The following is a 25,281-nucleotide window of genomic DNA, read 5'->3' on the forward strand; positions in this document are numbered from 1 at the left end:
TTCCCTCTTTAGAAATAGACATCAGCCGCGGGGATGACACGCGGTCCTTGGGATGTTTGCAAGACCAAACTGCCGTCCAGATCAACGGTTTGGAACAGTCCGGTGATCTCCTCGCGTCCCGTACGTGCCGTGATCACCTCACCCAGCCGCGCAGCCCGCGATAACCAGATATCGCGGATATGGGCGAAGCCTTGGGTTTGCAAAAGCTCCTCTTGCTCGGCATAGGCATTCGCTAACACGGCCAAGAAATCCTCTGGCTCTACGTCCCAACCGCCTGCCGCACGCAAGCTGGTTGGGGCAAAGGCCGCCTCTGTCACGCCGGAGGGAACATCGGCCAGGTTGACCCCGATCCCTATCGACAACCAGTCAACAGCGCCGCCCTGCCCACTGCTCTCAAGCAGAATACCCGCAACCTTACCGCCAGACAGCAAGACATCATTGGGCCATTTCAGCGAGAGCTTTTCAGGCTGCACATAAATCGCCAGCGCATCAAACAAAGCATTCGCAGCCAAGAACGACCGCCGTGCCGCATCAGCAGGTGAACAATGCGGTTTGAACACAAGCGTCGCGTTCAGGTTACCCTTTGGCACGATCCACGGCCGCCCACGCCGCCCACGCGCAGCCGTTTGCTGATGCGCCATGATCCATGTTGGAAAGGTCAGGCTTGGGGCGATACGTGCCGCCTCAAGCATGGTGCTATCCACGGTTTCGTGGACGACACGATCATAGCCTTCAGGCCAATGGGCATGCGCGCCCTCAGTGGACAAGCGCAGCCGCCGCAGTTGCAGCAATCGGTTCGATTCCGAACATATTGACCACACCAATCAGCATGACCAAGGCTGATCCCATCAGGAATGTCCAAAGCACCGGGTTGGTTTTGCCGTCCAATACTTCGCCTTCTTCGCCGAAATACATGTAGTAAACGATCCGCAGATAATAAAACGCACCGATCACCGAGGCGATCACACCGGCGATGGCCAGCCATGCAAGCCCGCCTTCGTATGCCGCGCGTAGGACAAAGAACTTGCCAAAGAACCCAAGCATTGGCGGCACGCCCGCAAGGCTGAACAAGAGCACAAGCATCGCCGCCGCGCGCAGTGGTTGATAGCGGTTGTACTGGCGCAGGCTGTCGATAGAGGTCACCGGGCGACCATCACGCTCCATGCTTAGGATAAACGCAAAGGTGCCGATATTCATCGTGACATAGATCGCCATATAGATCAGCATCGCTTTCACGCCCAGCTCTGACCCGGCAGCCAGCCCCATCAATGCAAAACCCATATGGGCAATGGATGAATAAGCCATCAGACGCTTGATGTCTTTTTGCCCAATAGCAGCAACTGCGCCCACGAACATTGAGACCACGGCCAAGAATGCAACGATCTGCTGCCACTCGCTCACGATATGACCAAAGGCATCGTGAACCACGCGCGCAAACAATGCCATCGCTGCCACCTTAGGCGCTGTGGCAAAGAATGCGGTAACCGGGGTTGGCGACCCTTGGTACACGTCAGGGGTCCACATGTGGAACGGCGCCGCGGAGACTTTGAACGCAAAACCTGCGATCAAGAACACAATACCGAACAACAATCCCAGTGATGGGTGATGTGATGTCGCTTCGATAATCCCGCTAAAGAGCGTTGTGCCTGCATAACCATACGTCAGAGAAGCACCGTACAAGAGAAGCCCGGAAGAGAGAGCGCCAAGGACAAAGTACTTTAGCCCCGCCTCGGTCGACTTGATGCTATCGCGGCGCAACGACGCCACAACATAAAGCGAAAGCGACTGTAGCTCGAGTCCCATATAAAGCGCCATTAGGTCGCCAGCAGAAACCATGACCATCATGCCTACAACTGCCAGCGCAATCAAAAGCGGATATTCAAAACGCAGCAGGCCGCGTCGTTTCATATAGTGTTCCGACATTGCTAGCACGGCCGCAGCCGATAGCAGGATCGTCACCTTCGCAAAGCGCGCGAAGGCGTCATCATTGAACATGCCGTCAAAAGCGGTTCGCGTCCCCTGCCCGGTCATGCCGATCCACGCAGCAAGCAATACAAAAATACCAGCTGTCGCCCATGTCAGCAACGAGGCTGATTCATCCTTGCGCGTATAGACCGCCGCGAGCAGCGCCAGCATGGCGTAAACAGCCAGCAGAATTTCAGGCATGACGATTTGGATATCTACGGAAATCATGTCATCCATTCCTTAATACGACGCAACTTCGGCAACAGGCGCAAAGCCTGCCACAGCGGTTTCGTAGTTTTCAACCAGCGCAGTCACGCTTGGTCCGATGATGTCGAGAACAAGTGCCGGATACACACCCAGCAACAAGGTCATCACAACCAATGGCACGAAAATCATCTTTTCGCGTTTGGTCATATCTGTGATTGTTTTCAGGCTTTCTTTGATCAGGTCGCCCATGACAACCCGGCGATAGAGCCACAGCGCGTAGGCCGCAGAAAAGATCACGCCAGTTGTCGCAATGGCAGCAACCCAAGTGTTGACTTGGAACGCGCCCATCAGTGTCAAGAATTCGCCGACAAATCCTGACGTGCCCGGCAGACCAACGTTTGCCATCGTAAAGAACATAAAGATCAGCGCATAGGCTGGCATCCGGTTTACCAGACCACCATAGGCGTCAATTTCACGTGTGTGCATCCGATCATAGATCACCCCAACACACAGGAACAACGCGCCCGAGATAAAACCGTGGCTCAACATTTGGAAAATCGCGCCGTCGATACCTTGTTGGTTGAGGGCAAAGATCCCCATCGTCACGTAACCCATGTGTGCAACCGATGAGTAGGCGATCAGCTTTTTCATGTCCTCTTGGACCAATGCCACCAGTGACGTGTAGACAATCGCAATTGCCGAGAGCCACAGCACAAAGTCACCCATGACCTCGGACCCGATGGGGAACATGGGCAGACTAAACCGCAAGAAACCGTAGCCCCCCATTTTCAGCAGGATTGCCGCAAGTACCACAGAACCCGCGGTCGGTGCCTGAACGTGGGCGTCGGGCAACCAGGTATGCACCGGCCACATCGGCATTTTCACAGCAAAGGATGCAAAGAACGCCAACCATAGCATCGTCTGCATACCGCCGACTACGTGAATGCCAAGAACGCTAAAACTCTCGTGACCGAAAGAATATGTCATCAGCGTTGGAATGTCGGTTGTCTCTGCTTGGGCAAACATCCCAACCATGGCAACCAGCATCAATACCGAACCTAGGAAGGTGTACAAAAAGAATTTGAACGACGCATAGATCCGATTCTTTCCGCCCCAAATCCCGATGACCAAGAACATCGGGATCAGGCCCGCCTCAAAGAACAGGTAGAACAGCACCAGATCAAGCGCCATGAATACACCAAGCATCAGCGTCTCAAGCACAAGGAAGGCGATCATATATTCCTTGACCCGTGTGGTCACACCCCAGCAGGAAATGATCACAATCGGCATCAGGAATGTTGTTAGCATCACAAACAGAATGCTGATTCCATCAACACCCATTTTATACTGGAGCCCAGCGATCCACTCGCGGGTTTCGAGCATCTGAAACCCGGTATTTGTCGGATCAAAGTTCGCCAGAATAAACAGTGACGCCAAGAAGGTCATCATCGTGGTGACAACAGCGACCCATTTAGCGTTACGCTGGGCGGCTTCATCATCGCCACGCAGGAACAGAGCGAGGATCACCGCGCCAATCAGCGGCATAAAGGTCGTAAGCGAAAGAATGTTGCCCATTATTTCGCCCCCCCAGTCATCGTGACCCAGGTGAGCAACACCGCGATCCCGATCACCATTGCCAGCGCATAGGTGAACACATAACCAGACTGCGCCCGACCGGCGAGCCGTGTGAAGAATGGAATGATGCCCATGGCCAGTCCGTTAATCCCACCATCAATAAGTTTCGTATCGCCCTGTTTCCAAAGGAAACGACCAATGGCCATGGCAGGCCGCACGAAAACAAAGTCGTACAGCTCATCAAAATACCATTTATTGAGCAAGAAGTTGTAAAGCGGCGCTTGCTGCTTGGCCAATTTGGCGGGCAGATCCGGGCGTCGGATGTACATCAGATAAGCCAGACCAAAACCAAGGATCATCGCAATGAACGGCGATACCTTGACCAATTTGGGAGCATGGTGCGCGTCATCCATGACGTGATTGTCTGGCGCCATATGAATCGCGCCCTGCCCCGGTACGGCTGCGGTGCCGTGGGTGTCTTCGCCATGGCCATCGTCAGCAACTTCGTGATCATCAGTCGCCGCGTAGGCTGGCGCAATAAGGCTAAACCCGGATGCATGATCGTCCGTATGCGCCTCTGCTTCGGCAATGCCAAAGAAGACTTCGACCTTGTGATGATCACCAAAGAACGAATTATACCAGAGCATCCCCGAAAAAATCGCCCCGATGCTTAGCACACCAAGCGGGATAAGCATGACCGTTGGGCTTTCGTGCGCGTGATCATGGGTATGCTTGTCGCCGCGCGGTTCGCCGTAAAAGGTCAGGAACATAAGGCGCCAGCTGTAGAAGCTTGTCATGAACGCAGCAATCACAAGCATCCAGAACGCGTAGCCTCCGGCGGTGCCAGCATAGGCGCTCTCGATCACAGCATCTTTGGACAGGAAGCCAGCGAAACCGAAATGCGTCAGCGGAATACCAACACCAGTAATCGCAAGCGTGCCGATCATCATCGCCCAGAACGTATAAGGCATCTTTTTGCGTAGCCCGCCATAGTTCCGCATATCTTGTTCGTGGTGCATCCCGTGGATCACGGAACCTGCCCCAAGGAACAGCATCGCCTTAAAGAATGCGTGCGTCAGCAAGTGGAACATCGCGACCGAATAGACACCCACACCTGCCGCTACAAACATATAGCCTAGCTGTGAACAGGTAGAATAGGCGATCACGCGCTTGATGTCGTTTTGCACCAACCCAACGGTCGCGGCAAAAAACGCAGTCGTCGCGCCCAAGAACACGATGAATGCGGTTGCTTGCGGGGCATATTCCATCAGCGGTGACATACGGCAGACAAGGAACACACCCGCGGTCACCATCGTCGCAGCGTGGATCAGGGCGGATACGGGTGTTGGACCTTCCATAGCGTCAGGAAGCCATGTGTGCAGGATCAGTTGCGCGGATTTACCCATTGCGCCGATGAACAATAGGAACGCGATCAAATTAATCGCTGACCAATCAGTCCAGAGGAAATGCAATGTTTGCTCGGCCAGATGCGGTACTTCGGCAAAGATTTCGTCAAAGCGGATGCTGTCAGTTGTCATATAGAGCGCAAAGATCCCCAGCGCGAAACCAAAGTCCCCGACCCGGTTCACAACAAAGGCCTTGATCGCGGCAGCACCCGCAGAAGGTTTTTTATAGTAAAAACCGATCAGCAGATACGAGGCAACGCCCACGCCTTCCCAGCCAAAGAACATCTGAACAAGGTTGTCAGACGTCACCAGCATCAACATCGCAAAGGTAAAGAACGACAGATAAGCAAAGAAGCGAGCTTTGTAATGCTGGCCTTCGCTAAAATGATCGTCATGGGCCATGTAGCCGAATGAATACAGGTGAACCAGCGCCGAAACAGTGGTGATCACAATCAGCATGATCGCCGTCAGACGGTCCATGCGGATCGACCAATCCGTCGACAATGTGCCGCTTTCTATCCAACGCAGGATGTGGATGGTTTCGGTTGTGCCATCAAATGATAGGAACACGATCCACGACAAAAACGCTGCAAGGAACAGCAAGCCGGTCGTGATCCACTGCGCTGCGGTTTCCCCGATCACGCGCCAGCCAAAGCCGCCAATGATTGCGCCCACCAGAGGGGCAAAAAGGATGGTGGTTTCCATTTGCGTTAACCCTTCATCACGTTGACGTCTTCAACGTCGATGGTTCCGCGGTTGCGGAAGAAACAAACCAGAATGGCCAGACCAATCGCTGCCTCTGCCGCAGCAACCGTCAGAACGAAAAGCGTGAACACTTGCCCTGTCAGATCCTGCAAATAGCTTGAGAAGGCGACAAAGTTGATATTCACCGCCAGCAGCATCAGTTCGATACTCATCAACAAAATGATGATATTCTTACGGTTCAAAAACAGGCCAAAGATGCCGATGACAAACAGCGCGGCAGCCACCGCGAGATAATGTTCAAGTCCGATCATAGCCCCTGCCCCGGTTTAACATCTTTGAGTTCCATTGCTTTCGCTGGGTCGCGGTGCATCTGCGCCACAACATTCTGGCGCTTGATGTCGACGCGGTGACGAAGTGTCAGCACAATCGCACCGATCATCGCAACCAACAGGATCAATCCGGCCAGTTGGAACAGCATGATATATTTGTCGTAGATCAGCAGTCCAAGCGCGGTCGTATTATCAAGATCACTCATCGCTGTGGCACTATTATCAGCAGCGTGCTCTGCGAATTCCCATGTACCAAAAGCCAAAGCAAGCTGCATGATGATCACAACACCGATCAACAGGGCCAGTGGCATATATTTTGCCATCTCCGCCTTAAGCTCGGCAAAGTCGACGTCCAGCATCATCACAACGAACAAGAACAAAACCGCGACCGCACCGACATAAACAATCATCAACAGCATCGCGATGAATTCAGCGCCAAGCGTGACAAACAAGCCAGCCGATGACAAGAAAGCCAAAATCAACCAGAGCACCGAGTGCACGGGATTGCGGCTAATGACGGTGAACAAACCGCCCACGATCGTCGAGATCGCAAACAGGTAGAATGTGAACGCGAAAACACTCATTCGGTTTCGTCCTTCTCCAACACTTCGTTGGCCAGTTGCATGGCCTTATTCATCGCAGGAACGCCGCCAAACAGCCCCATCTGAGCAATTGTTTCAGCGATTTCCTGTTTCGTGGCGCCCGCTTCGGTCAAATGCCGCACGGTCAGCCGAATTTGTGCATCTGCCTGCGCACCAAGTACCGTCAACCCAGCAAGGGTCAAAAGCAGCCGCGTCTTGGCATCAAGCCCATCGGGATTAACCCCTTTGCCAAAAAACATCTCCATCGTGTCTTTGGGCATGGTCGGCCAGAGGTTTTCGAAACCTTTTGGGGTAAAGGCATCCAAATCGACATTCATCGACTTGGCCCAATCTTGGCCCATCTTCATCATCGCTTCAAAGGGGTTCTGATCCGTCATGCTGCATCGAGCCTCGTCCGGAGCGCCGTAATCTGCGCGACCCATTGATCTAATTCTTCAGCCTCGTGCCACAAATCATAGAGTTCAGAGCTTTCAACATCAGAGGTAACCGCCTCGAGTGCCTCGCTCGCGCGGGCCTGAATATTGTCTATATCCAAGAGCGCGTCTTTGTGATTTTCAACCGGCTCGGCCAATTGGTCTGATAGATCCTCGTCCATCGCACCGAGTGCAGCGGCCACGACCTCGGCCAATGCGACAAGACCGGAGCCAATGTCGCCCTCGACATAACCGTTTGCGATTGCTTCGCTCGCTGCATCCAACAATTCCGACGCCGCGGATGCGCCAAATTCGCTAAAGTCAGCAAGCCAATCGAGGCTACTGTCGTTATCTAGTGATCCAACACCCCAAGCACCCATCGTTCAGCCCCCTACCTATAAGGCGCGTCGAGTTCGAGATTGCGCGCAATCTCAGCTTCCCAACGGTCACCATTTTCAAGCAGTTTGGCTTTGTCGTAATAAAGCTCTTCGCGGGTCTCGGTGCTGAACTCAAAGTTCGGACCTTCGACAATCGCATCCACTGGGCAGGCCTCTTGGCAGAAGCCACAGTAGATGCATTTGGTCATGTCGATGTCGTAACGTGTCGTCCGGCGAGAGCCATCATCACGGGGTTCCGCATCAATGGTGATCGCCTGCGCAGGGCAAACCGCCTCGCATAACTTACAAGCGATGCAACGTTCTTCGCCGTTGGGATAACGACGCAATGCGTGCTCACCACGAAAACGGGGGCTAAGCGGCCCCTTTTCATGCGGGTAGTTCAACGTCGCCTTCGGCGAGAAGAAATACTTCAAGCCCAGTTTAAAACCGACCCAGAAATCCTGAAGCAGGAAATATTTCGCTGCGCGGGTGTAGTCCATCTGGCTCACATCAACCTCCAATCGCCCAGCGGGCCCAGAAGCCGCCGAGGACTTCGAATTTTGTCAAGAATGCCACAAGAACGACCCAAGCGAGGGACATTGGCAGGAAGACTTTCCAACCGATCCGCATCAGCTGGTCATAGCGGTAACGTGGCGTGATGGCCTTCACCATCGAGAAGATAAAGAAGCAGAACGCCATCTTGAGAACCATCCACAGGATGCCATCTGGTAGGAATGGCAGTGGTGATAGCCAACCGCCCAAGAAGAGCAGCGAAATCAAGGCGCACATCAGTACGACCGCCATCAGTTCGCCGATCATGAACAGCAAGAATGGTGTTGAAGAGTATTCAACCTGATAACCCGCAACCAGTTCGGATTCAGCTTCTGGCAAATCGAATGGCGGGCGGTTTGTTTCTGCCAAGGCCGAGATAAAGAACAAGAAGAACATTGGGAAATGCGGGATGATGTACCAGTTCAACGCGCCGTAACTTCCGTCTTGGGCGTTCACGATGTCACCAAAGTTCATCGACCCTGTGGAAATGATAATCCCGATGATGATCAGCCCTAATGATACCTCGTAAGAAATCATCTGCGCGGCAGAACGCAACGAACCAAGGAAAGGATATTTTGAGTTGGACGCCCAACCGCCCATGATTACGCCGTATACCTCAAGCGAGGACACCGCGAAGACAAACAGAATGGCGACGTTAATGTCTGACAAAACCCAACCGTCATTGAAAGGGATCACTGACCAAGCGACAACCGCCAGCACAAACGAAATCAGCGGCGCGAGGAAAAAGACGAATTTGTCTGCACCCGCAGGCACAACGATTTCTTTGACGATGTATTTCAGAAAATCCGCAAAGGACTGCAGCAAGCCAAATGCACCAACGACATTTGGCCCCTTGCGCATCTGAACCGCAGCCCAGACTTTACGGTCGCCATACATCAAGAATGCCAGCGCCAGCAACAACGGGACCAGCACAAGCAAACACTGCGCCAAGATCACAAGAACGATCCCAAGGTTGGTATTGGTGAAGAACTCGACCATCTTTGTTTCCCTCACACCGGATTAGTGGTGCTCATTTGAATGCCGCGCGCCGTATACACCCGCGACAACTGCCAGCCCAAGGGCTGAATTCTGTGGGGCAAGCCCCGCTTTACTCCGCCGCCATCGCCGGATTTGACCGTGCTTTCGCATTCCCGCTCAGCTCTGCCATCAGGCTAGACGCGCGCGCGATTGGGTTTGTTAGGTAGAAATCCGTGATTGCGTACTTGAAATCGGCCTTGCCCGGTTTCTTGACCGGAATTGGCTGCCATTCATTTTCCGTGACTTCGTCAATCTGCCCCAAATGCGGATGGGCCGCGACGATTGCCTGACGCAATTGAGCCAAGCTATCAAACGCTAGGGTCGCCCCTAGCTCTGCCGACAGCGCCCGCAAGATTGCCCAGTTTTCCTTTGCTTCGCCCGGTGGGAAGCTGGCGCGCATCGCAAGCTGCGGGCGGCCTTCGGTATTCACGAACAATCCGTTTTCTTCGGTATAAGCGGCTGCAGGCAGGATGATATCCGCGCGATGTGCACCACGATCACCATGCGACCCTTGATAGATCACAAAGGCACCCGGCGCGATGTCCACTTCGTCGGCGCCTAGGTTATAAATCACTTCGGCATCCGAAACAGCATCCATGCCACCGTCGGCCACGGCACCTACATCCAGCGCACCTACACGGGATGCAGCGGTGTGCAGTACCATGAACTTTGCTTTGGCTTTGCCAGCGGTTTTCATTGCCTGGCCCAGCACTGCTTCGCCATCGACTTCGTTCAGGGCACCTTGCCCAACGATCACAACACAGCGTTTCTCGTGCAGTTCAACGTGATCAGAGGCTGCGAGTTTTTCGAGCGCAGAACGCGCAGGACCCAATTCTTGGACATCGTAGGTCAGATCAGTCGCTTCACCAACACGCACGACAGTGGCCCCCTTGAGCCATGCTTTACGGATGCGCGCATTTAGTACAGGTGCCTCAACACGTGGGTCTGTCCCGATTAGGAAAATATGTTCTGCCGCATCGATATCTTCGATCGTGGCCGTACCGACATAGGCCGAGCGATTGTCAGCAGGAAGTTTCACACCGTTGGTACGGCATTCGACAACACCGCCCTGCCCTTTGATCAATTGCTTAAGCGCAAAGACAGATTCGACTGGCGCTAGGTCACCGACTAGCCCTGCGATCTTTTTGCCATTCATAGCAGTGGCAGCCGCGCCCAAGGCCTCTGGCCAGCTTGCTTTGCGCAGTTTTCCGTTTTCGCGGATATATGGGGTATCAAGACGCTGGCGACGCAGGCCATCCCAGATAAAGCGTGTCTTGTCGGAAATCCATTCTTCGTTCACGCCGTCATGGTTACGCGGCATAATCCGCATCACTTCACGACCTTTGGTATCAACACGAATGCTAGAGCCAAGGGCATCCATCACGTCGATTGATTCTGTCTTAGTCAATTCCCAAGGACGCGCGGTGAACGCGTATGGTTTGGAAACGAGCGCCCCAACAGGACAGAGGTCAATAATATTACCCTGCATATTGGAATCGAGCGTTTCACCCAAATAGCTGGTAATTTCAGCATCTTCGCCACGACCTGTCTGGCCCATCTGCGAAATGCCTGCGACCTCGGTCGTAAAACGAACGCAACGCGTGCAGGAAATGCAACGCGTCATATGGGTTTCAACGAGCGGGCCAAGATCAAGATCTTCGGTCGCGCGTTTTGGTTCGCGAAAACGGCTAAAGTCCACGCCGTATGCCATCGCCTGATCTTGCAGATCACATTCGCCACCTTGATCACAGATTGGGCAATCAAGCGGGTGGTTAATCAGCAAAAACTCCATCACGCCTTCACGGGCCTTTTTGACCATCGGCGAATTGGTTTTCACAACAGGCGGCTGACCTTCGGGGCCGGGGCGCAAATCGCGCACTTGCATCGCACAAGAAGCGGCAGGTTTCGGCGGGCCGCCAACAACCTCGACCAGACACATACGGCAGTTACCCGCAATCGACAGACGTTCGTGGTAACAAAAGCGCGGGATCTCTACCCCGACTTGCTCGCAGGCCTGAATCAGGGTCATCGCCCCATCAACTTCGACCTCAGTTCCATCAATGACGACTTTGCGTAGATCAGACATGGCGTGCCTATACCTTCTCGTTCGCGCCTTCCCCAGGGATCTGAGGTGGGACCGCGTTGGACGCGTTCTAGCGCGACCGACAAAATGATGCCAGTCAGTTTGATAAAAAAGACTCCAAATTTCAGGCTAAATTCGGCCTGTTAGCGTAACAACCAACCAACCCGCGTGTTCGCGGCCATCTGCGAACGCCCAACAGCGCAATAAGTTGCCGGATCGTCACGCACCACACCAAGTTGCGCAAGCTGCTGGCGAGCGATCCCCTCAAGGCGGTTTTTCTCGGCACTATCATCAATGTAGGCCTCGATCTCTGCGTCAGAGTAACCCAATTCTTGGGCGCGCCGTTTTAGGGATTGCAGATAGTTCATCCCGCGCCACATACGGGCAGAAATGCCATCGCAGCGGCGTGAAATTTCATAGGCCATACCGGCGTAAATGATGCCATCACGGACCTCTGGAACATCTTTCAGCGCGGGGCGCGCAATCGTTGGCCCTGCCATCGCAAAAACGGCAATAGCACTGGCCATCATCAGGCTAACTGTTTTGTTCATCTGATCTCTCCTTGCGCGGCCAATCTTGGGCAGGTCACCCGCACCACAAATTGTCATGGCGACGTTGTTATTCAATATCAGAACAATGATATCGGTGACTTTTGGCCGATCTGTCCCCGTTGCGGCGAACTAACGACGCCTTTGGCGTGTCGGAGCGACACCCGCAAACGCCTTGCGGAAAAACGCGATGGTCAGAATGATCCCAATCAGAGCCAACCCGGCCGCCGCCGCATAGGCCCATGGCGGAGCAACTTCGGCGCGGACTGCAACCACCGTAAACCACGCAGGCAATCCGCAAACGGCCAAAGTAACAAGGGCCGCGCAAAAGCTGGCGGCCCCGTCAAGAATATTACGAAACGCCATCCGACGTTAGACCGGAACCAGCAATGCGCTTAGCGCTGTGCCTTCGAGCGTTTCCGCATCAGCCGCAGCGCATAGATCGCCGCCATTTAGTTCAACGTTATGTTTCGCGGCAAAACTGCGCTCGCTGACGCCTGTTTCAGTCTCAATTGCGACCCGCAATGGAATCGCTGACAATGAACCACGGCCAACTTCGTTGCGCTTCTCATTAAGTTCTGCATCCAACATCGCATCATAGCGATAGCGGTCGCAGCCACGTGCAACGTCATTCGCGACCTTAATCGTCGCATAGTAAAGAGGTGTCGATAGATTATAGAGTTTCTGAACAGCCGGATCCTCGAACGGGCGCGCCGCCCCTGACCCAGTTGCACAGGCAGCCAATGTCAAAGCTGCCGCAAACATTACTCCGCATTTGATCATTCTGCAGCAATCCCCGCAATACGTTTATGTTTAATCCGGTCTTCAATTTCATCCCGGAAATTCCGGATAAGAGCCTGAATTGGCCAAGCAGCCGCATCACCAAGCGCACAAATTGTGTGGCCCTCAACCTGTTTGGTCACATCAAAAAGCATATCGATTTCTTCAACCGATGCATCACCTTTTACCAAACGCTCCATAACGCGCATCATCCAGCCGGTTCCTTCACGGCACGGGGTGCACTGACCGCAGCTTTCATGCTTGTAGAATTTGGACAAACGCCAGATCGCTTTGATCATATCAGTGGATTGATCCATCACGATGACAGCGGCAGTCCCCAATGAAGAACCCTTTTCCTTGAGGCCATCAAAATCCATGATGGCGTCACGCATGTCGTCGCCGCGTACGTTTGGCACCGATGAACCACCGGGAATCACAGCCTTGAGGTTATCCCAACCGCCTTTGATGCCGCCGCAATGCTTTTCGATCAGCTCTTCAAAGGTGATCCCCATCTCTTCTTCGACAACACAGGGGTTGTTCACATGGCCGGAAATCGCGAACAGCTTGGTCCCCGCGTTATTCGCGCGGCCAAGTCCCGAGAACCAGCCGGCACCACGACGCAAAATCGTTGGGACAACAGCGATTGATTCAACGTTGTTCACAGTTGTCGGACAACCATATAGCCCCGCACCCGCAGGGAATGGCGGCTTCATGCGCGGCATTCCCTTTTTGCCTTCAAGGCTTTCGAGTAGCGCGGTTTCTTCGCCGCAGATATAGGCCCCTGCCCCGTGGGTCAGGTAAATGTCGAAATCCCAGCCAGACTTCGCGGCGTTCTTGCCGACCAGACCAGCGGCGTACGCCTCGTCGATGGCGGCTTGCAGGGCTTCGCGTTCGCGAATGTATTCACCCCGAATATAGATGTAACAGGCATGCGCACCCATAGCGAAAGACGCAATCAAGCAGCCCTCGACCAACGTATGCGGATCATGGCGCATAATCTCGCGGTCTTTGCAGGTGCCCGGCTCTGATTCATCGGCGTTCACAACCAGATAGGCGGGACGTCCGTCAGATTCCTTGGGCATGAAGGACCACTTCAACCCTGTCGGAAAGCCCGCACCACCGCGACCGCGCAGACCAGATGCTTTCATCTCATCCACGATCCAGTCGCGACCTTTTTTGATAATGGCGGCTGTACCATCCCAATGGCCACGTGCTTGTGCGCCTGCCAAGGTACGGTCGTGCATACCATATAGGTTGGTGAAAATACGGTCTTCGTCTTTGAGCATCAGCTTTCGCCCTTGTCGTTCTGGCGCGTGCGCCAGAGTTGAAATGTCTGCCATAGCGCAAAGCCGAAACCAGCCAGCGCTGCAAGGTCAAATAACGCGCGTGTCCGATTGGACCAACCGAAATGTGACCCGGCCCATGTCGCCAAAATCCATAAAGCACCAGTTCCAGCAAGAATCAACGCGGTACGTTGTCCAGCCTTTAACTGTTGTTCATCAGGTTTTTGGCTCATGTCAGAAACGGCGCCTTGCGACGCCGCCTTTCGTGTTTTGGTGCAGCCGCCTATTCAGCGGCCAGAGTCTTGGCCTGTTCTACCCATTTGTCACGGGATGCACGACCCTTAAAGCCCTGCAAATTGTCATCAACCCATTTTTGTTCAGCCGCACCCCATGATGCGATCTGATCAAAGTGATAAATCCCCATCCCATTCAGCATAATTTCCAGCTTTGGCCCAACGCCTTTGATCTTCTTGAGATCATCCGCACCACCTTCGCGTGCCTCTGCTAAGGCGCTTGGTTTACCTGCATCTGAACTCTCTTCAGCAACAGGTTCGGCAACCACTGGGGTCGGCTCAGGCTCTGGCGTCGCGACAGGCTCTTCAGCCGCAGGTTCTGGTGTTACGGCTGGTTCTTCAACCGCAGGTTCTGGCGTGACCTCGGTGACGGTTTCTTCGACGACTGGCTCCGGCTCTGCTTCTTCAGCCATTGGTGTATCAACAACTGGTGCGACCTGTGCCTCTGGCTCTGTCGCGACTGGTGTTGTCGGTTTCGTCTCTGTCGCAGCTGAGGCAGGCGGATCAGCGGGCTTAACATGTCCATCGAGCCAGCCAAACATAAGCACCACGAGCACAATCGCAGCAACAATCAAACCGATAAAGAGTGATCCAAAAAATCCAAGCTTGCTAAAAATCAAGAGCAACAATGCCAGGACACCACCAAAACAGGCCGCAATCGCAATCATACGCGTCGTAATAGGTTTTGCTTCGTTCATCTTTCAGTCTCCCTAGGACAACAGTTGTTATCCTTGTCCCGTTTTTTCTGGGCACGCATTTTCGGCCATCCCGACCCGCGCCCTACAGAACAATTACCTGTCGAAGAGAAAAAACCTAAACATTTTCGCCTAAATGATAAAAAATGAAAGGAATAGGCCGCTTATGCGGCCCATTCGTCGCATTCTTAGCCTTTCTTGGCCAATTCTGATGCTTGTGCGACCCAATTATCGCGCACAATGCGGCCTTTGAACTTCAGGCGACTATCAACCCAAGCGATTTCCTGATCGGACCACTTGGCGATCTGATCAAAGTGCCAAAAGCCTAGCTCGTTCAAGACGCCCTCTAGCTTTGGCCCAACACCTGAAATGCGTTTCAAATCATCCGCACCCGCCTTGCGTGGGGCAGACATTGTACGCGGTTTCTTTTCGCTGACGGCTGTCGTTTCGGCGGGCTTTGGCGCTGTTTTTTTCTTTGCAGGTTGCTTTGCCGCTGTCTTCGCCGCTTTAGGCTTTGCAGCTTGCTTTTTGGGGGCGGATTTGGCGGCAGGCTCTGACGGTGTTTCAACGGCGGGTGCCGCGTTCGGATCTTTCACCCAAGGTGTGAGCAACGGCACTTCGGTGCCGTCAATCCGTTTCACTGTGTCGCCGATATCTACCGCCGCCTGTGCGCTTGCGTTGTACTTTGTTTGACCGCTATCGAACCCACGCAAAGAACTGAGCCCCTTGAGCGGCTCAGAGGCAAAACGCCCATTCTGCGGCCCCGGTACTGGAACCTTGCCTGCGGCCAACTCGTCGATGATTTCACCCAAACGTTCGGCGGTCAGGTCCTCATAGTAATCCTTGCCAATCTGCGCCATCGGGGCATTGGCACAAGACCCAAGGCACTCGACCTCTTCCCACGAAAACTTACCATCCGCCGAGAGAGTATGTGCTTTGTCCGCGATTTTATCTTTGCAGACCCCAATCAGGTCTTCTGCACCGCAGATCATGCACGATAGCGTGCCGCAAACTTGAATATGCGCAATGGAACCAACGGGTTGCAACTGAAACATAAAGTAGAACGATGCAACCTCGAGCACACGGATATAGGCCATATCCAACATTTCAGCCACATGTTCGATTGCCGGGCGGGTCAACCAGCCTTCTTGCTCTTGGGCACGCCACAACAACGGAATTACCGCAGAGGCTTGACGCCCTTCTGGGAATTTCTTGGTCTGCGCCTCGGCCCATTTCTGGTTGTCAGGCGTAAATGCAAACGTGGCGGGTTGGTCGTGATAAAGGCGGCGTAGCATTAGTTTATCCCAGTCATAACGGCGGCTGACGTCGTCAGCGCAAACAAGGTGGTGGGAACAACCCCACCCGGATTAAAAGCACCTAACACAAGCAGCAGTCCCGGCAAGCCAATTGCACTCATGGTGATGCTCCTTCTGAATTACTGGCAATTCGCTGAAACGATCTCAAACGAACGCTGATCTGCCGCGATTTGCCCACGGCCTTCGGCTTTGAGTTCGGTCATCACGCGCTTCAGATCATCTGCAGATAGCGTGGCCTCGGACAAAACAAGTGCCGCGTTGCTTTCGTTCATCACGCAGCCGTTTTGTTCAACCACGGTGACAAAGCGTTCTTTGGCAGACATCGGATTGACCATCGGCGCGGCCGCAACCGGCGCTGGCTCTGGCGACATGCCCGGACGAAAATCAGGCATTTCACCTGTACAAGCCGCTAAGGCAACAAGCGACAGACCAGTCATCAAACGTTTCATGTCTTCTTTCCTTTTATTACCCGCAGTGCGGATCACAGCCAGCCACGTAATAACGTTGCGAGCACAACAGCGATCGCCCCTGCGACCGCAGATTTCATTACCCGGCCACGTCCGCGTGCGACGAGCCCCCCTGCGATACCGGCCACCGCTCCAAGGATCAGCAGCCAGATATCAAGCGTGATCGACCCCATTAGCGGTCGATCTCACCAAACACGACATCCATTGTCCCGATAATCGCGGCGACATCGGCCAACTGGTGACCACCTGCCACGTGATCCATCGCCTGCAGGTGCAAATAGCCCGGCGCACGCAGCTTTGCTCGGTAAGGTTTGTTCGAACCGTCAGCAACAAGGTACACCCCAAATTCACCTTTGGGCGCCTCGACCGCGGCGTAAACTTCGCCGGCGGGGACGTGGAAGCCTTCGGTATATAGCTTGAAGTGGTGGATCAGGCTTTCCATCGAGGTTTTCATCTGCCCACGTGTCGGCGGTGTCAGCTTACCCCGTGCGAGCACATCACCTTTTTCGTGGCGCAGCTTTTCACAGGCCTGACGGATGATCGAAGTGGACTGACGCATTTCTTCCATGCGGCACAGGTAACGATCGTAGCAATCGCCGTTTTTGCCAACAGGGATTTGGAATTCAAATTCGTCATAGCATTCATAAGGCTGCGCACGGCGCAGATCCCAAGCAAGCCCCGAACCACGCACCATAACCCCCGAGAAACCCCATTCTTGGATGTCCTCTTCGGTGATGATGCCGATATCGGCGTTACGCTGTTTGAAAATCCGGTTTTCGGTCAGCAGGCCGTCAATGTCATCCAGCACCTTTGGGAATTCAACGGCCCATGCATCGATATCTTCGATCAATGCGTCTGGTAGGTCTTGGTGAACACCACCGGGGCGGAAATAAGCTGCGTGCAGACGTGCACCGCAAGCACGTTCGTAAAACACCATCAGCTTTTCACGTTCTTCAAATCCCCACAGCGGCGGCGTCAGCGCGCCGACGTCCATCGCTTGGGTCGTCACGTTCAACAGGTGGTTCAGCACCCGGCCAATTTCAGAATAGAGCACGCGGATCAGTGATGCGCGGCGCGGCACCTCGGTGCCTGTCAGCTTTTCGATAGCCAGACACCAAGCATGTTCTTGGTTCATCGGGGCCACATAATCCAGCCGATCAAAATACGGCAGGTTTTGCAGATAAGTCCGGCTCTCCATCAGCTTTTCGGTGCCACGGTGCAGCAAGCCGATATGCGGATCGCAACGTTCGACAATTTCGCCGTCCAGTTCTAGGACAAGACGCAAAACACCGTGGGCCGCAGGGTGTTGCGGACCAAAGTTAATATTGAAGTTTCGGATCTGCTGTTCGTCCGTCGCTGCGTCTGTTGACCCGTCGTCGTAGGTATTCACCCGGATATCACCATCCATCATGATGCAGCCCTCGCTAGATTATCTTGCCACCGTTGCGGCAATGGACCCAAGTTCTGGGCCACCCATTCATATTGATCTTTTAGGAACTGCACAGCACGTGCAGCCAATCCTTCATCCATGACAGCGCTTGGGCCTTCGTGGATTTTTCTTTTTGTATCTGCGGCCCGCGGCTGAACTCCAACAAAGGCGCAAAAGTCGCGCAGCCCCTGCTCGCTAATGAGTTCTTCGGTAAATACCGTATAAAGCCTATCAGATGAAACGCTCGATTGTAGTTTAGTAATCGCTGTGCGGTAGTCACTGCGCGCAATCACGCCGGCATCTGCCTGGCCAGCCAAAACGGAAGCCAGTCTTTCATTTGCTTTGAGATCGAAGTTCTCAGTCCCTACTTCGCGCGAGACAGCCATCCGAATATTGCTCCAAAGCCGATCAAGCGGATCACGCAACATGTAAACGAAACGTGTTACAGGGCGCAGAGCAGACATTCGTTTCAACGTATCTTTGTTCACCAGCCCATAGGCAGGGGTGATATCGGCCACCACTTCTGCACGTCCTGCCCCAATTGATAACCAATCCCAATAGGCACGGTCACCGTCGCGCGAAGTAGATAAGACTTGGATCAAGTCCTGAAGCTTTTCACGCTGCATAAACAGATTTTCAGAGCGGTAAATATTTCCTGCTTCGGCTTCTTGGGAAGCCTTGGTCGCGAACTGCCCTGCCCGGCGCTCAAACGCTTTGATCTGGCTTGCGCAGCGGTTTGGCCCAAAGGTATCCCAGTAATGCGCCTCTTTCACGGCCGAGACATGGCAGGCGGGATGATCATGCAAATAGCGGTACAGCCAAGACGTTCCCGCCTTGGTCGCGCCGACACAGTAAAGAAGCGAAGCCGAGCTCAAATTCCCGCCTCCGGTCTACTGACCTGCATATTCACCTTGCCCGCCATCACCCTTTGGCTTCGTTCTTTTCGTCACCAGGAAGAATGTATTCGGCACCTTCCCATGGGGACATGAAATCAAACTGACGGTACTCTTGAACCAGTTTCACCGGTTCGTAGACCACCCTCTTTTGCACTTCATCATAGCGTACTTCGGTATAACCTGTGGTCGGGAAATCCTTGCGCAGCGGATATCCGCGGAAACCATAGTCCGTCAGAATGCGGCGTAAATCGGGGTGCCCACTGAATAGGATACCGAACATGTCAAAGACTTCGCGCTCGAACCAGTTCGCACTGGGATGAACCGAAATAATTGATGGCATCATCTCGTCCTCGCGCAGCTGCACGCGCAGGCGGATACGCTGGTTCTGATACATGCTCAAAAAATGATAAACGACGTCAAACCGCTTGTCGCGGCTTGGGTAATCCACAGCGGTAATATCAACGAGGCTCGAGAATTTGCACGCTTGATCAGTCTTCAGAAAGTCAACAAAGGCCACGATCGAAGATGGCGCAACGGTGACAGTCAGCTCCTCATGAGCAACCTCCCACGATTGCACGCAGTCGCTACGCTTTGCCTCAAGAAGAGCGCCGAGTTCTTTGAGTGCTTCTGTCATCACATATCCCTTTCAGCGCGGATTAGCGCACGATCGTCCCGGTGCGGCGAATTTTGCGTTGCAGTTGCAAGATACCGTATAGCAACGCCTCGGCTGTTGGTGGGCAGCCGGGCACATAGACATCAACGGGAACCACGCGATCACAACCGCGCACAACGGAATAGCTGTAGTGGTAGTAACCGCCACCATTCGCACAAGACCCCATCGAGATCACATAGCGCGGTTCTGGCATTTGGTCGTAAACCTTGCGCAGCGCAGGCGCCATTTTGTTGGTCAATGTTCCTGCAACAATCATCAGGTCAGATTGGCGCGGAGATGCCCGCGGCGCAGTACCAAAACGTTCAAGATCATAACGCGGCATTGATGTGTGCATCATCTCAACAGCACAACAGGCCAGACCAAAGGTCATCCAGTGCAGTGAACCGGTGCGCGCCCAATTAATCATGTCTGCGGTGCTGGTCACAAGGAAGCCCTTGTCTTGCAGTTCACGATCTAGGGTCTGGGTGGCAGCTTCCTTGTCGGCGCCCGCATCGTTCGGGCCGGTGGCGATCCCCATAAGTGCGTCTTTCCTTATCAGTTCCCATGCAGACCAAGGGCCTACGTTATGCTAGTCAGGAACTACGCTTGGTCCCCCCTAAGGTCAAGGGTACACAGGCGCGCGCCCGCTAATCTTGCCCCCTATCTGCCCAATAATGACTGGTTTTCTTGCCAATCATTAAACAGCGTCCATTTTCCGCAAGGGTAGAACGCAAAACGCCGACAGCAATGCCGTCGGCGTCATTCACATTCATTTGCTCACTCAGGAGTTATTCCCACTCAAGCGCGCCTTTCTTCCATTCGTAGGCAAACCCGGCGGTCAACACGCCCAAGAACACCATCATCGACCAAAAGCCGACCATGCTGATGTCTTTGAACGCCACCGCCCATGGGAACAGGAACGCGACCTCAAGGTCAAAGATGATGAAGAGGATTGAAACGAGGTAGAAACGCACGTCGAATTTCATCCGAGCATCGTCAAACGCGTTAAACCCACATTCATATGCTGACACTTTTTCTGGGTCTGGGTTTCGCACCGCAACGATGGCGGCGGCAAGAATCAGGATCAAGCCCAAACCGATGGCCAACCCCAAGAAGATCAAGATTGGCAGATATTCAGCAAGCATTTCCTGCATCACATGTCCTTTTTGGCGCGTCGCGCGTCAAGGCGCGGCGAAAATTAGCTATGGGTTGCATAGCGCCGCCCCCACGCAGGGTCAACAAGCGTGACGGGCAAACCATGTTATGCGACATCAGAAACGGTCAAGCGCCGGGTGCCGTGGGTGCAAAATGATCCCTGCCAGCGACAGCAAGGACACCCCATGCGCCATCCCGTTTGCGCAGCTCGGCCCGGGTTCAAGCAGTTCAGCGACCTCGACAAGATTATCCGTCTGTTGATCGGTCAACCAAAAGATCGCGTGCATCCCCATTGTAAAATCACCGGGCAATTCGGTGATCGAAACGCGACACCCCTCACCATCGGGATAAAAACGATAGGTCGTCACTGTCACCGCACCATTGGCAAGAACCAGCATTACCTCGTGCCGCTCGTCGTCGGACTGCAAGACTTTGGCGTCGATTTTGACCACCAAGGGCTGCGTGGGGTCATCAGGGTCATTTTCGTGTTGTGACACCACGGCAACATCAAAGAACCCCTGATCGTCAACTGGACCTGCCATCACACGTCCGCGCCTTGTGTCCGGGCGCAGTCCAAATTGCTGGCTGGCTGTCGCAATTCCATAGGGAACGGTGATGCTGGCATTTAGCCGCAATTGCACGGGTGGCCCGATATAGGCAAATACCTCGAACACGAAATGGGTGATCAGCGTTGCAACAACAATCAACAAGACGGCCAAAAACACCAACAAAACCAGCGCCGGATCGCGGTATGGTGCCGGAACCATATCTGCAAGACTATGCAGCAACGGCATCACGATCAGGAATGAGGTCATCGATACAGAGAGGCTAAGCGTCTCAATCGGTACATTCGGAAACAAGACGACGTGCAAACAAATCCCAGCAGAAACTAGCAAAAAGATATTGTGCGCCCGCGCCAAAGGTAATGTTGCCGGATCAAGCACAGCAACCAGCCCCAAGATCGTTGCCGCAACCAGAACCGCAAAAGCAATCAATCGGCGTAACCGATAAATTCGATATGTAATTTGCGCCCAATTGGGCCAACGAAAAGGCATAATTCTCCCCTTTGGGCCGCAGTAATTGGCAATTCAGTCAGAACTACGACAGAATTCCGACTTTTGAATTAACGCAGGCGAAAATTTGCCGTCAGGGTTGTACAGCGTTTGACTGAAAAACAGCACTCACCTCTGCTCGAATGATCCGTGCGATCATCGCGCAATCCTCAAGACTAAATGTCAGCGGCAACCGCATATCCACAATGCTCGCAAGAACCCTGTCGGTCGCAGGCATGGGTTCTGATGGCGCATAACGCCAGCTATCATAGCGTGACGTAAATCCAACCGGCTCGGCTGCCCCGAACCACTTGAGCTCGACGCCGCGCCGTGCACAGCGGGAGATCACCTCTGAAATTGCGGCCTCGTCCCAATCCAACAGAAGAAACTGGAAGGATGACGCAACAAACTTCTCGCCTGCATCCCGACCTACGAGCGTAAGGCCGGGTGTTTCTGCCAGACCATTCGCGACCACATCATATCGCGCGTTCCATTTCGCTGACTGCTCGGCCAAATGACGCAATTGCGGACGCAAAATCGCCGCGCGCAAATTGTCCATGCGGCCCGAGATATTTGGTGTTTCGTACTTGATTTGCGCAAACACCGATGCGGTCGGCGCGGCGCGGTGGCGTTCAAACATCATATAGCTGCCAGATAGCATAATTGCGCGCGCCATGGCCTCTGCATCGTTTGAGATAAGCAAACCGCCTTCGCCGGAGTTGATGTGTTTGTAGGTTTGCGTTGAAAAACAACCGAAACGTCCCCAACGTCCCGTTGGGATATCTTCCCACGATGCCCCCATCGTATGGGCGCAATCTTCGACAACGGTCACATTTGCGGCGTTACATAGGGCCATCAGCCTTTCCATATCGCAGATGTGTCCGCGCATATGGCTCAACAGCAGCACGTCTGCCTGATCCAATTTGTTAGCGAGATCATCTAGATCAATCACCAGCTGCTCGGTCACGCCCACGTAGATCGGCACGCCGCCCACTGCAGCAATCGCACCCGGCACTGGCGCAAGCGTAAAGGCGTTGGTTAACACCCGATCACCCTGCCCGACGCCGCAGGCACGCAATGCCGTCGTGATCGCATAACCACCCGACGCCACAGCAAGGCAATAGTCTGCACCGGTTGCCTGTGCGAACTCTTCCTCTAGCATCGCGACCTCGGCAATTTCGCCATCAACCGTATTGTAACGATGCAAGCGACCATGCTGCATGACGACATTCGCGGCAGCGATGCCTTCCTCCGGGATAGGCTCCTGCTGGGTAAATAGACCCGTAAAAATTTCCGTCATTCAAAGACCTTATCTAGCCGCCGAAATTTATCCGATAAGCCGAGCAACGACAGAAGCCAATTCATCATAATGCTCAATCGTCGCCTCTGGGTTGAGATCACGCACATCTGCAGCCCCCGGTCCAAATGTGACCAAGACGGACGGCACATTCGCGTTCTTGGCAGTATCGCGATCCGTCACAGTATCCCCCACCAAAAGCGACCTATTCGGGTCGCCACCGGCACGCCGAACGGCTTCAAAGTGATGTTCTGGATCGGGCTTGCGGACTGGCAAGGTATCAGCCCCAACGAGAGAGGCAAATGCCGACCGAACACCGAGCCGTTGCAACAATGTTTCGGCAAGGCCCTCGGGCTTATTCGTTGCAATCCCAACGGCATAGCCGGCAGAGCGCAAATTTTCGACCGCCTCCATTGCGCCGGGGTACATGACAGTATGACGATCAATGTCGGTCGCATATGCATCAAGCAAAACCGGATACTGGCGTTCGATTTCTTCTGCGCCGTAACCATCCACACGTGAAAAACCTAATGTCAGCATCGCGCGTCCGCCACGCAATGCTGTTCCGGCGTCCTGCTCAGGGTCCAGAAGATCCCCCAAACCGAGCCCCCTAAAGCAAGAATTCGCCGCCGCAATCAAATCGCCGCTGGTATCAGCAAGAGTTCCATCAAGATCAAAAATAACTGTGCGCATTCGAGGGCCTTTGCAATTTGCTCGTCCCATCTGTAACGCCATGTAAACTGATGTGAAGCCCCTTCCCCTTGTGCTGCGTGAAAACCCAAGTACAAGACTGGCCAAACTGCAACCCTGAGGTATTTATGACAACAGCACTGATCATTCTTGGCGCAGGCATGGGGACGCGCATGAACTCTGACTTGCCCAAGGTGCTGCACGAAATTGCAGGTGCACCGATGCTCGTGCATGCGATGAAGGCCGGTGCCGCCCTAACCCCTGAACACACTATCGTTGTGGCCGGGCACGGTGCGCAGGCTGTTGAAAAAGCCGCCAAGTCCTATGACCCGGATGCCGTGGTCGTCCGCCAAGACGAACAACTGGGCACTGGTCACGCCGTTGCGCAAGCACGTGATGCCCTCAAGGGGTTCGATGGGGATGCGATTGTTCTCTATGGTGATACGCCATTTATCAGCGCTGAAACCCTTGCTGCAATGAGCGCGGCGCGATTGACCCACGATATCGTCGTACTTGGGTTTGAGGCCGCAGATCCCGGACGTTATGGGCGGCTGATCGTTAAGGACGGACAGCTCGATAAGATCGTCGAATTCAAGGACGCCTCTGAAATCGAACGAGCCGTCACGCTCTGTAATAGTGGTGTCATTGCCGCCAAAGCATCTGATCTTTTCGCACTGATTGATGAGGTCGGGAATGATAACGCTGCTGGCGAATATTATCTTACCGACATCGTTGGGATCGCGCGCGCCCGCGGCATGTCTGCAACTGTGGTTAGCTGTGATGAGGCTGAAACGCTTGGTGTTAATTCGCGCGCAGAACTTGCGCGTGCTGAAGCCTTGTTTCAGGCCAACGCGCGTCAAGCAGCGCAGGACGATGGCGTCACAATGACCGCCCCCGAAACCGTGTTTTTCGGCCACGATACGGTCATTGGCCGCGATACTGTGATCGAACCGAATGTCGTCTTTGCCCCGGGTGTCACAGTTGAAAGCGGCGCGACAATCCGGGCGTTTTCACATCTTGAGGGGTGTCATGTCGCACGCGGCGCTATTGTCGGCCCCTACGCCCGTCTGCGACCCTGTGCCGAGCTCGAGGAAAACGTCAAGATCGGTAATTTTGTCGAAGTCAAAAACGCCCGGATCAGCGAGGGCGCGAAGGTCAATCACCTCTCTTACATTGGTGATGCACAAATCGGAGCGCGGGCAAATATTGGCGCGGGTACAATTACCTGCAATTACGACGGGTTCTTTAAACATAAAACAACAATCGGACCCGATGCCTTTATCGGATCAAACACGATGCTTGTGGCCCCCGTCTCTGTCGGAGCCGAAGCGATGACAGGATCAGGATCGGTCATCACGCGCGATGTCCCCGCTGGCGATCTGGCACTGGCACGCGCGCGTCAAGAGAACAAAGCAGGACTTGCCGTTCGCCTATTCGACAAGCTACGTGCGCTGAAAGCAAAAGGAAGCAAATAGA

The 25,281-nt window shown here is 54.0% G+C and carries 30 protein-coding genes; 1 reads left to right on the top strand and 29 read right to left on the bottom strand.

Going from position 1 to position 25,281, the window contains the following annotated elements:
* Nucleotides 1-8 precede the first annotated feature (8 nt).
* The 29 genes from TW80_RS06245 to TW80_RS06375 all read right to left on the bottom strand — a co-directional run bounded on the left by TW80_RS06245 (nt 9) and on the right by TW80_RS06375 (nt 23,808).
* Nucleotides 9-767: a biotin--[acetyl-CoA-carboxylase] ligase gene (locus tag TW80_RS06245; RefSeq protein ID WP_084625722.1), complete on the bottom strand. Its 759-nt coding sequence runs from the start codon at nt 765-767 to the stop codon at nt 9-11.
* Nucleotides 757-2,193, bottom strand: coding sequence for an NADH-quinone oxidoreductase subunit NuoN (gene nuoN / locus TW80_RS06250; RefSeq protein WP_045997057.1), 1,437 nt, complete (start codon nt 2,191-2,193; stop codon nt 757-759). Before nuoN ends, TW80_RS06245 begins: the two co-directional genes overlap by 11 nt.
* Nucleotides 2,194-2,205: 12 nt before the next feature.
* On the bottom strand, nt 2,206-3,747 hold the full coding sequence (locus tag TW80_RS06255; protein WP_045996415.1) for an NADH-quinone oxidoreductase subunit M: 1,542 nt from the start codon (nt 3,745-3,747) through the stop codon (nt 2,206-2,208).
* Nucleotides 3,747-5,858 (bottom strand): NADH-quinone oxidoreductase subunit L, encoded by a 2,112-nt coding sequence (nuoL, locus tag TW80_RS06260; protein WP_045996416.1) that lies wholly within the window; start codon nt 5,856-5,858, stop codon nt 3,747-3,749. Before nuoL ends, TW80_RS06255 begins: the two co-directional genes overlap by 1 nt.
* 5 nt (nt 5,859-5,863) lie before the next feature.
* On the bottom strand, nt 5,864-6,169 hold the full coding sequence (gene nuoK, locus TW80_RS06265) for an NADH-quinone oxidoreductase subunit NuoK (RefSeq protein ID WP_045996417.1): 306 nt from the start codon (nt 6,167-6,169) through the stop codon (nt 5,864-5,866).
* A complete protein-coding gene (locus TW80_RS06270; RefSeq protein ID WP_045996418.1) occupies nt 6,166-6,771 on the bottom strand; it encodes an NADH-quinone oxidoreductase subunit J in 606 nt (201 codons plus the stop codon). The genes nuoK and TW80_RS06270 overlap by 4 nt, the downstream gene beginning before the upstream one ends.
* Complete coding sequence (locus TW80_RS06275; protein ID WP_045996419.1) at nt 6,768-7,166, bottom strand: carboxymuconolactone decarboxylase family protein; 399 nt, start codon at nt 7,164-7,166, stop codon at nt 6,768-6,770. The genes TW80_RS06270 and TW80_RS06275 overlap by 4 nt, the downstream gene beginning before the upstream one ends.
* The gene (locus tag TW80_RS06280) at nt 7,163-7,582 is read right to left on the bottom strand and encodes a DUF4259 domain-containing protein (protein WP_045996420.1); all 420 of its coding nucleotides are present in this window, start codon (nt 7,580-7,582) and stop codon (nt 7,163-7,165) included. Before TW80_RS06280 ends, TW80_RS06275 begins: the two co-directional genes overlap by 4 nt.
* An 11-nt stretch (nt 7,583-7,593) precedes the next feature.
* Complete coding sequence (gene nuoI, locus TW80_RS06285; protein ID WP_045997058.1) at nt 7,594-8,088, bottom strand: NADH-quinone oxidoreductase subunit NuoI; 495 nt, start codon at nt 8,086-8,088, stop codon at nt 7,594-7,596.
* A gap of 1 nt (nt 8,089) precedes the next feature.
* Entirely contained in the window at nt 8,090-9,130 is a 1,041-nt protein-coding gene (nuoH, locus tag TW80_RS06290; protein WP_045996421.1) for an NADH-quinone oxidoreductase subunit NuoH, read from the bottom strand.
* Nucleotides 9,131-9,239: 109 nt separating this feature from the next.
* Nucleotides 9,240-11,255 carry an NADH-quinone oxidoreductase subunit NuoG gene (gene nuoG, locus TW80_RS06295; RefSeq protein ID WP_045996422.1) on the bottom strand — a complete coding sequence of 672 codons (2,016 nt, stop codon included), beginning with the start codon at nt 11,253-11,255 and terminating at the stop codon, nt 9,240-9,242.
* Nucleotides 11,256-11,395: 140 nt separating this feature from the next.
* Entirely contained in the window at nt 11,396-11,803 is a 408-nt protein-coding gene (locus tag TW80_RS06300) for a DUF5333 domain-containing protein (protein WP_052700900.1), read from the bottom strand.
* 129 nt (nt 11,804-11,932) lie between these two features.
* Entirely contained in the window at nt 11,933-12,166 is a 234-nt protein-coding gene (locus tag TW80_RS06305; protein WP_045996423.1) for a hypothetical protein, read from the bottom strand.
* Between the two features lie 6 nt (nt 12,167-12,172).
* The gene (locus TW80_RS06310; RefSeq protein ID WP_239450495.1) at nt 12,173-12,565 is read right to left on the bottom strand and encodes a hypothetical protein; all 393 of its coding nucleotides are present in this window, start codon (nt 12,563-12,565) and stop codon (nt 12,173-12,175) included.
* Nucleotides 12,566-12,579: 14 nt separating this feature from the next.
* A complete protein-coding gene (gene nuoF / locus TW80_RS06315) occupies nt 12,580-13,866 on the bottom strand; it encodes an NADH-quinone oxidoreductase subunit NuoF (protein ID WP_045996425.1) in 1,287 nt (428 codons plus the stop codon).
* Nucleotides 13,866-14,096 carry a DUF5337 domain-containing protein gene (locus TW80_RS06320; protein ID WP_045996426.1) on the bottom strand — a complete coding sequence of 77 codons (231 nt, stop codon included), beginning with the start codon at nt 14,094-14,096 and terminating at the stop codon, nt 13,866-13,868. Before TW80_RS06320 ends, nuoF begins: the two co-directional genes overlap by 1 nt.
* A gap of 50 nt (nt 14,097-14,146) precedes the next feature.
* Entirely contained in the window at nt 14,147-14,854 is a 708-nt protein-coding gene (locus TW80_RS06325) for a hypothetical protein (protein ID WP_045996427.1), read from the bottom strand.
* Between the two features lie 185 nt (nt 14,855-15,039).
* A complete protein-coding gene (locus TW80_RS06330; RefSeq protein ID WP_045996428.1) occupies nt 15,040-16,146 on the bottom strand; it encodes an NADH-quinone oxidoreductase subunit E in 1,107 nt (368 codons plus the stop codon).
* A complete protein-coding gene (locus TW80_RS18460; protein WP_275041301.1) occupies nt 16,146-16,268 on the bottom strand; it encodes a hypothetical protein in 123 nt (40 codons plus the stop codon). The genes TW80_RS06330 and TW80_RS18460 overlap by 1 nt, the downstream gene beginning before the upstream one ends.
* A gap of 18 nt (nt 16,269-16,286) precedes the next feature.
* On the bottom strand, nt 16,287-16,616 hold the full coding sequence (locus TW80_RS06335; RefSeq protein ID WP_045996429.1) for a hypothetical protein: 330 nt from the start codon (nt 16,614-16,616) through the stop codon (nt 16,287-16,289).
* A 32-nt stretch (nt 16,617-16,648) separates the two neighbouring features.
* Entirely contained in the window at nt 16,649-16,807 is a 159-nt protein-coding gene (locus TW80_RS18015) for a hypothetical protein (protein WP_157033218.1), read from the bottom strand.
* Nucleotides 16,807-18,045 (bottom strand): NADH-quinone oxidoreductase subunit D, encoded by a 1,239-nt coding sequence (locus TW80_RS06340; protein ID WP_045996430.1) that lies wholly within the window; start codon nt 18,043-18,045, stop codon nt 16,807-16,809. Before TW80_RS06340 ends, TW80_RS18015 begins: the two co-directional genes overlap by 1 nt.
* The gene (locus TW80_RS06345) at nt 18,042-18,938 is read right to left on the bottom strand and encodes a sulfotransferase (RefSeq protein ID WP_045996431.1); all 897 of its coding nucleotides are present in this window, start codon (nt 18,936-18,938) and stop codon (nt 18,042-18,044) included. Before TW80_RS06345 ends, TW80_RS06340 begins: the two co-directional genes overlap by 4 nt.
* Nucleotides 18,939-18,984: 46 nt before the next feature.
* The gene (locus TW80_RS06350) at nt 18,985-19,593 is read right to left on the bottom strand and encodes an NADH-quinone oxidoreductase subunit C (protein WP_045996432.1); all 609 of its coding nucleotides are present in this window, start codon (nt 19,591-19,593) and stop codon (nt 18,985-18,987) included.
* A 22-nt stretch (nt 19,594-19,615) separates the two neighbouring features.
* Nucleotides 19,616-20,149, bottom strand: coding sequence for a NuoB/complex I 20 kDa subunit family protein (locus tag TW80_RS06355; protein WP_045996433.1), 534 nt, complete (start codon nt 20,147-20,149; stop codon nt 19,616-19,618).
* A 250-nt stretch (nt 20,150-20,399) separates the two neighbouring features.
* Nucleotides 20,400-20,765, bottom strand: a complete 366-nt coding sequence (locus tag TW80_RS06360; RefSeq protein WP_045996434.1) for an NADH-quinone oxidoreductase subunit A — start codon at nt 20,763-20,765, stop codon at nt 20,400-20,402.
* 117 nt (nt 20,766-20,882) lie between these two features.
* Nucleotides 20,883-21,821 carry a hypothetical protein gene (locus TW80_RS06365; RefSeq protein ID WP_045996435.1) on the bottom strand — a complete coding sequence of 313 codons (939 nt, stop codon included), beginning with the start codon at nt 21,819-21,821 and terminating at the stop codon, nt 20,883-20,885.
* 91 nt (nt 21,822-21,912) lie between these two features.
* Nucleotides 21,913-23,118, bottom strand: coding sequence for a DegT/DnrJ/EryC1/StrS family aminotransferase (locus TW80_RS06370; RefSeq protein WP_045996436.1), 1,206 nt, complete (start codon nt 23,116-23,118; stop codon nt 21,913-21,915).
* A gap of 27 nt (nt 23,119-23,145) precedes the next feature.
* Complete coding sequence (locus TW80_RS06375) at nt 23,146-23,808, bottom strand: HAD-IA family hydrolase (protein WP_045996437.1); 663 nt, start codon at nt 23,806-23,808, stop codon at nt 23,146-23,148.
* A 125-nt stretch (nt 23,809-23,933) separates the two neighbouring features.
* Between TW80_RS06375 and glmU the strand changes: the two genes are divergently transcribed.
* Nucleotides 23,934-25,280: a bifunctional UDP-N-acetylglucosamine diphosphorylase/glucosamine-1-phosphate N-acetyltransferase GlmU gene (glmU, locus tag TW80_RS06380; RefSeq protein WP_045996438.1), complete on the top strand. Its 1,347-nt coding sequence runs from the start codon at nt 23,934-23,936 to the stop codon at nt 25,278-25,280.
* Nucleotide 25,281: the final 1 nt, after the last annotated feature.

Source organism: Loktanella sp. S4079 (genome assembly GCF_000967725.1).
Taxonomy (GTDB): Bacteria; Pseudomonadota; Alphaproteobacteria; order Rhodobacterales; family Rhodobacteraceae; genus Yoonia.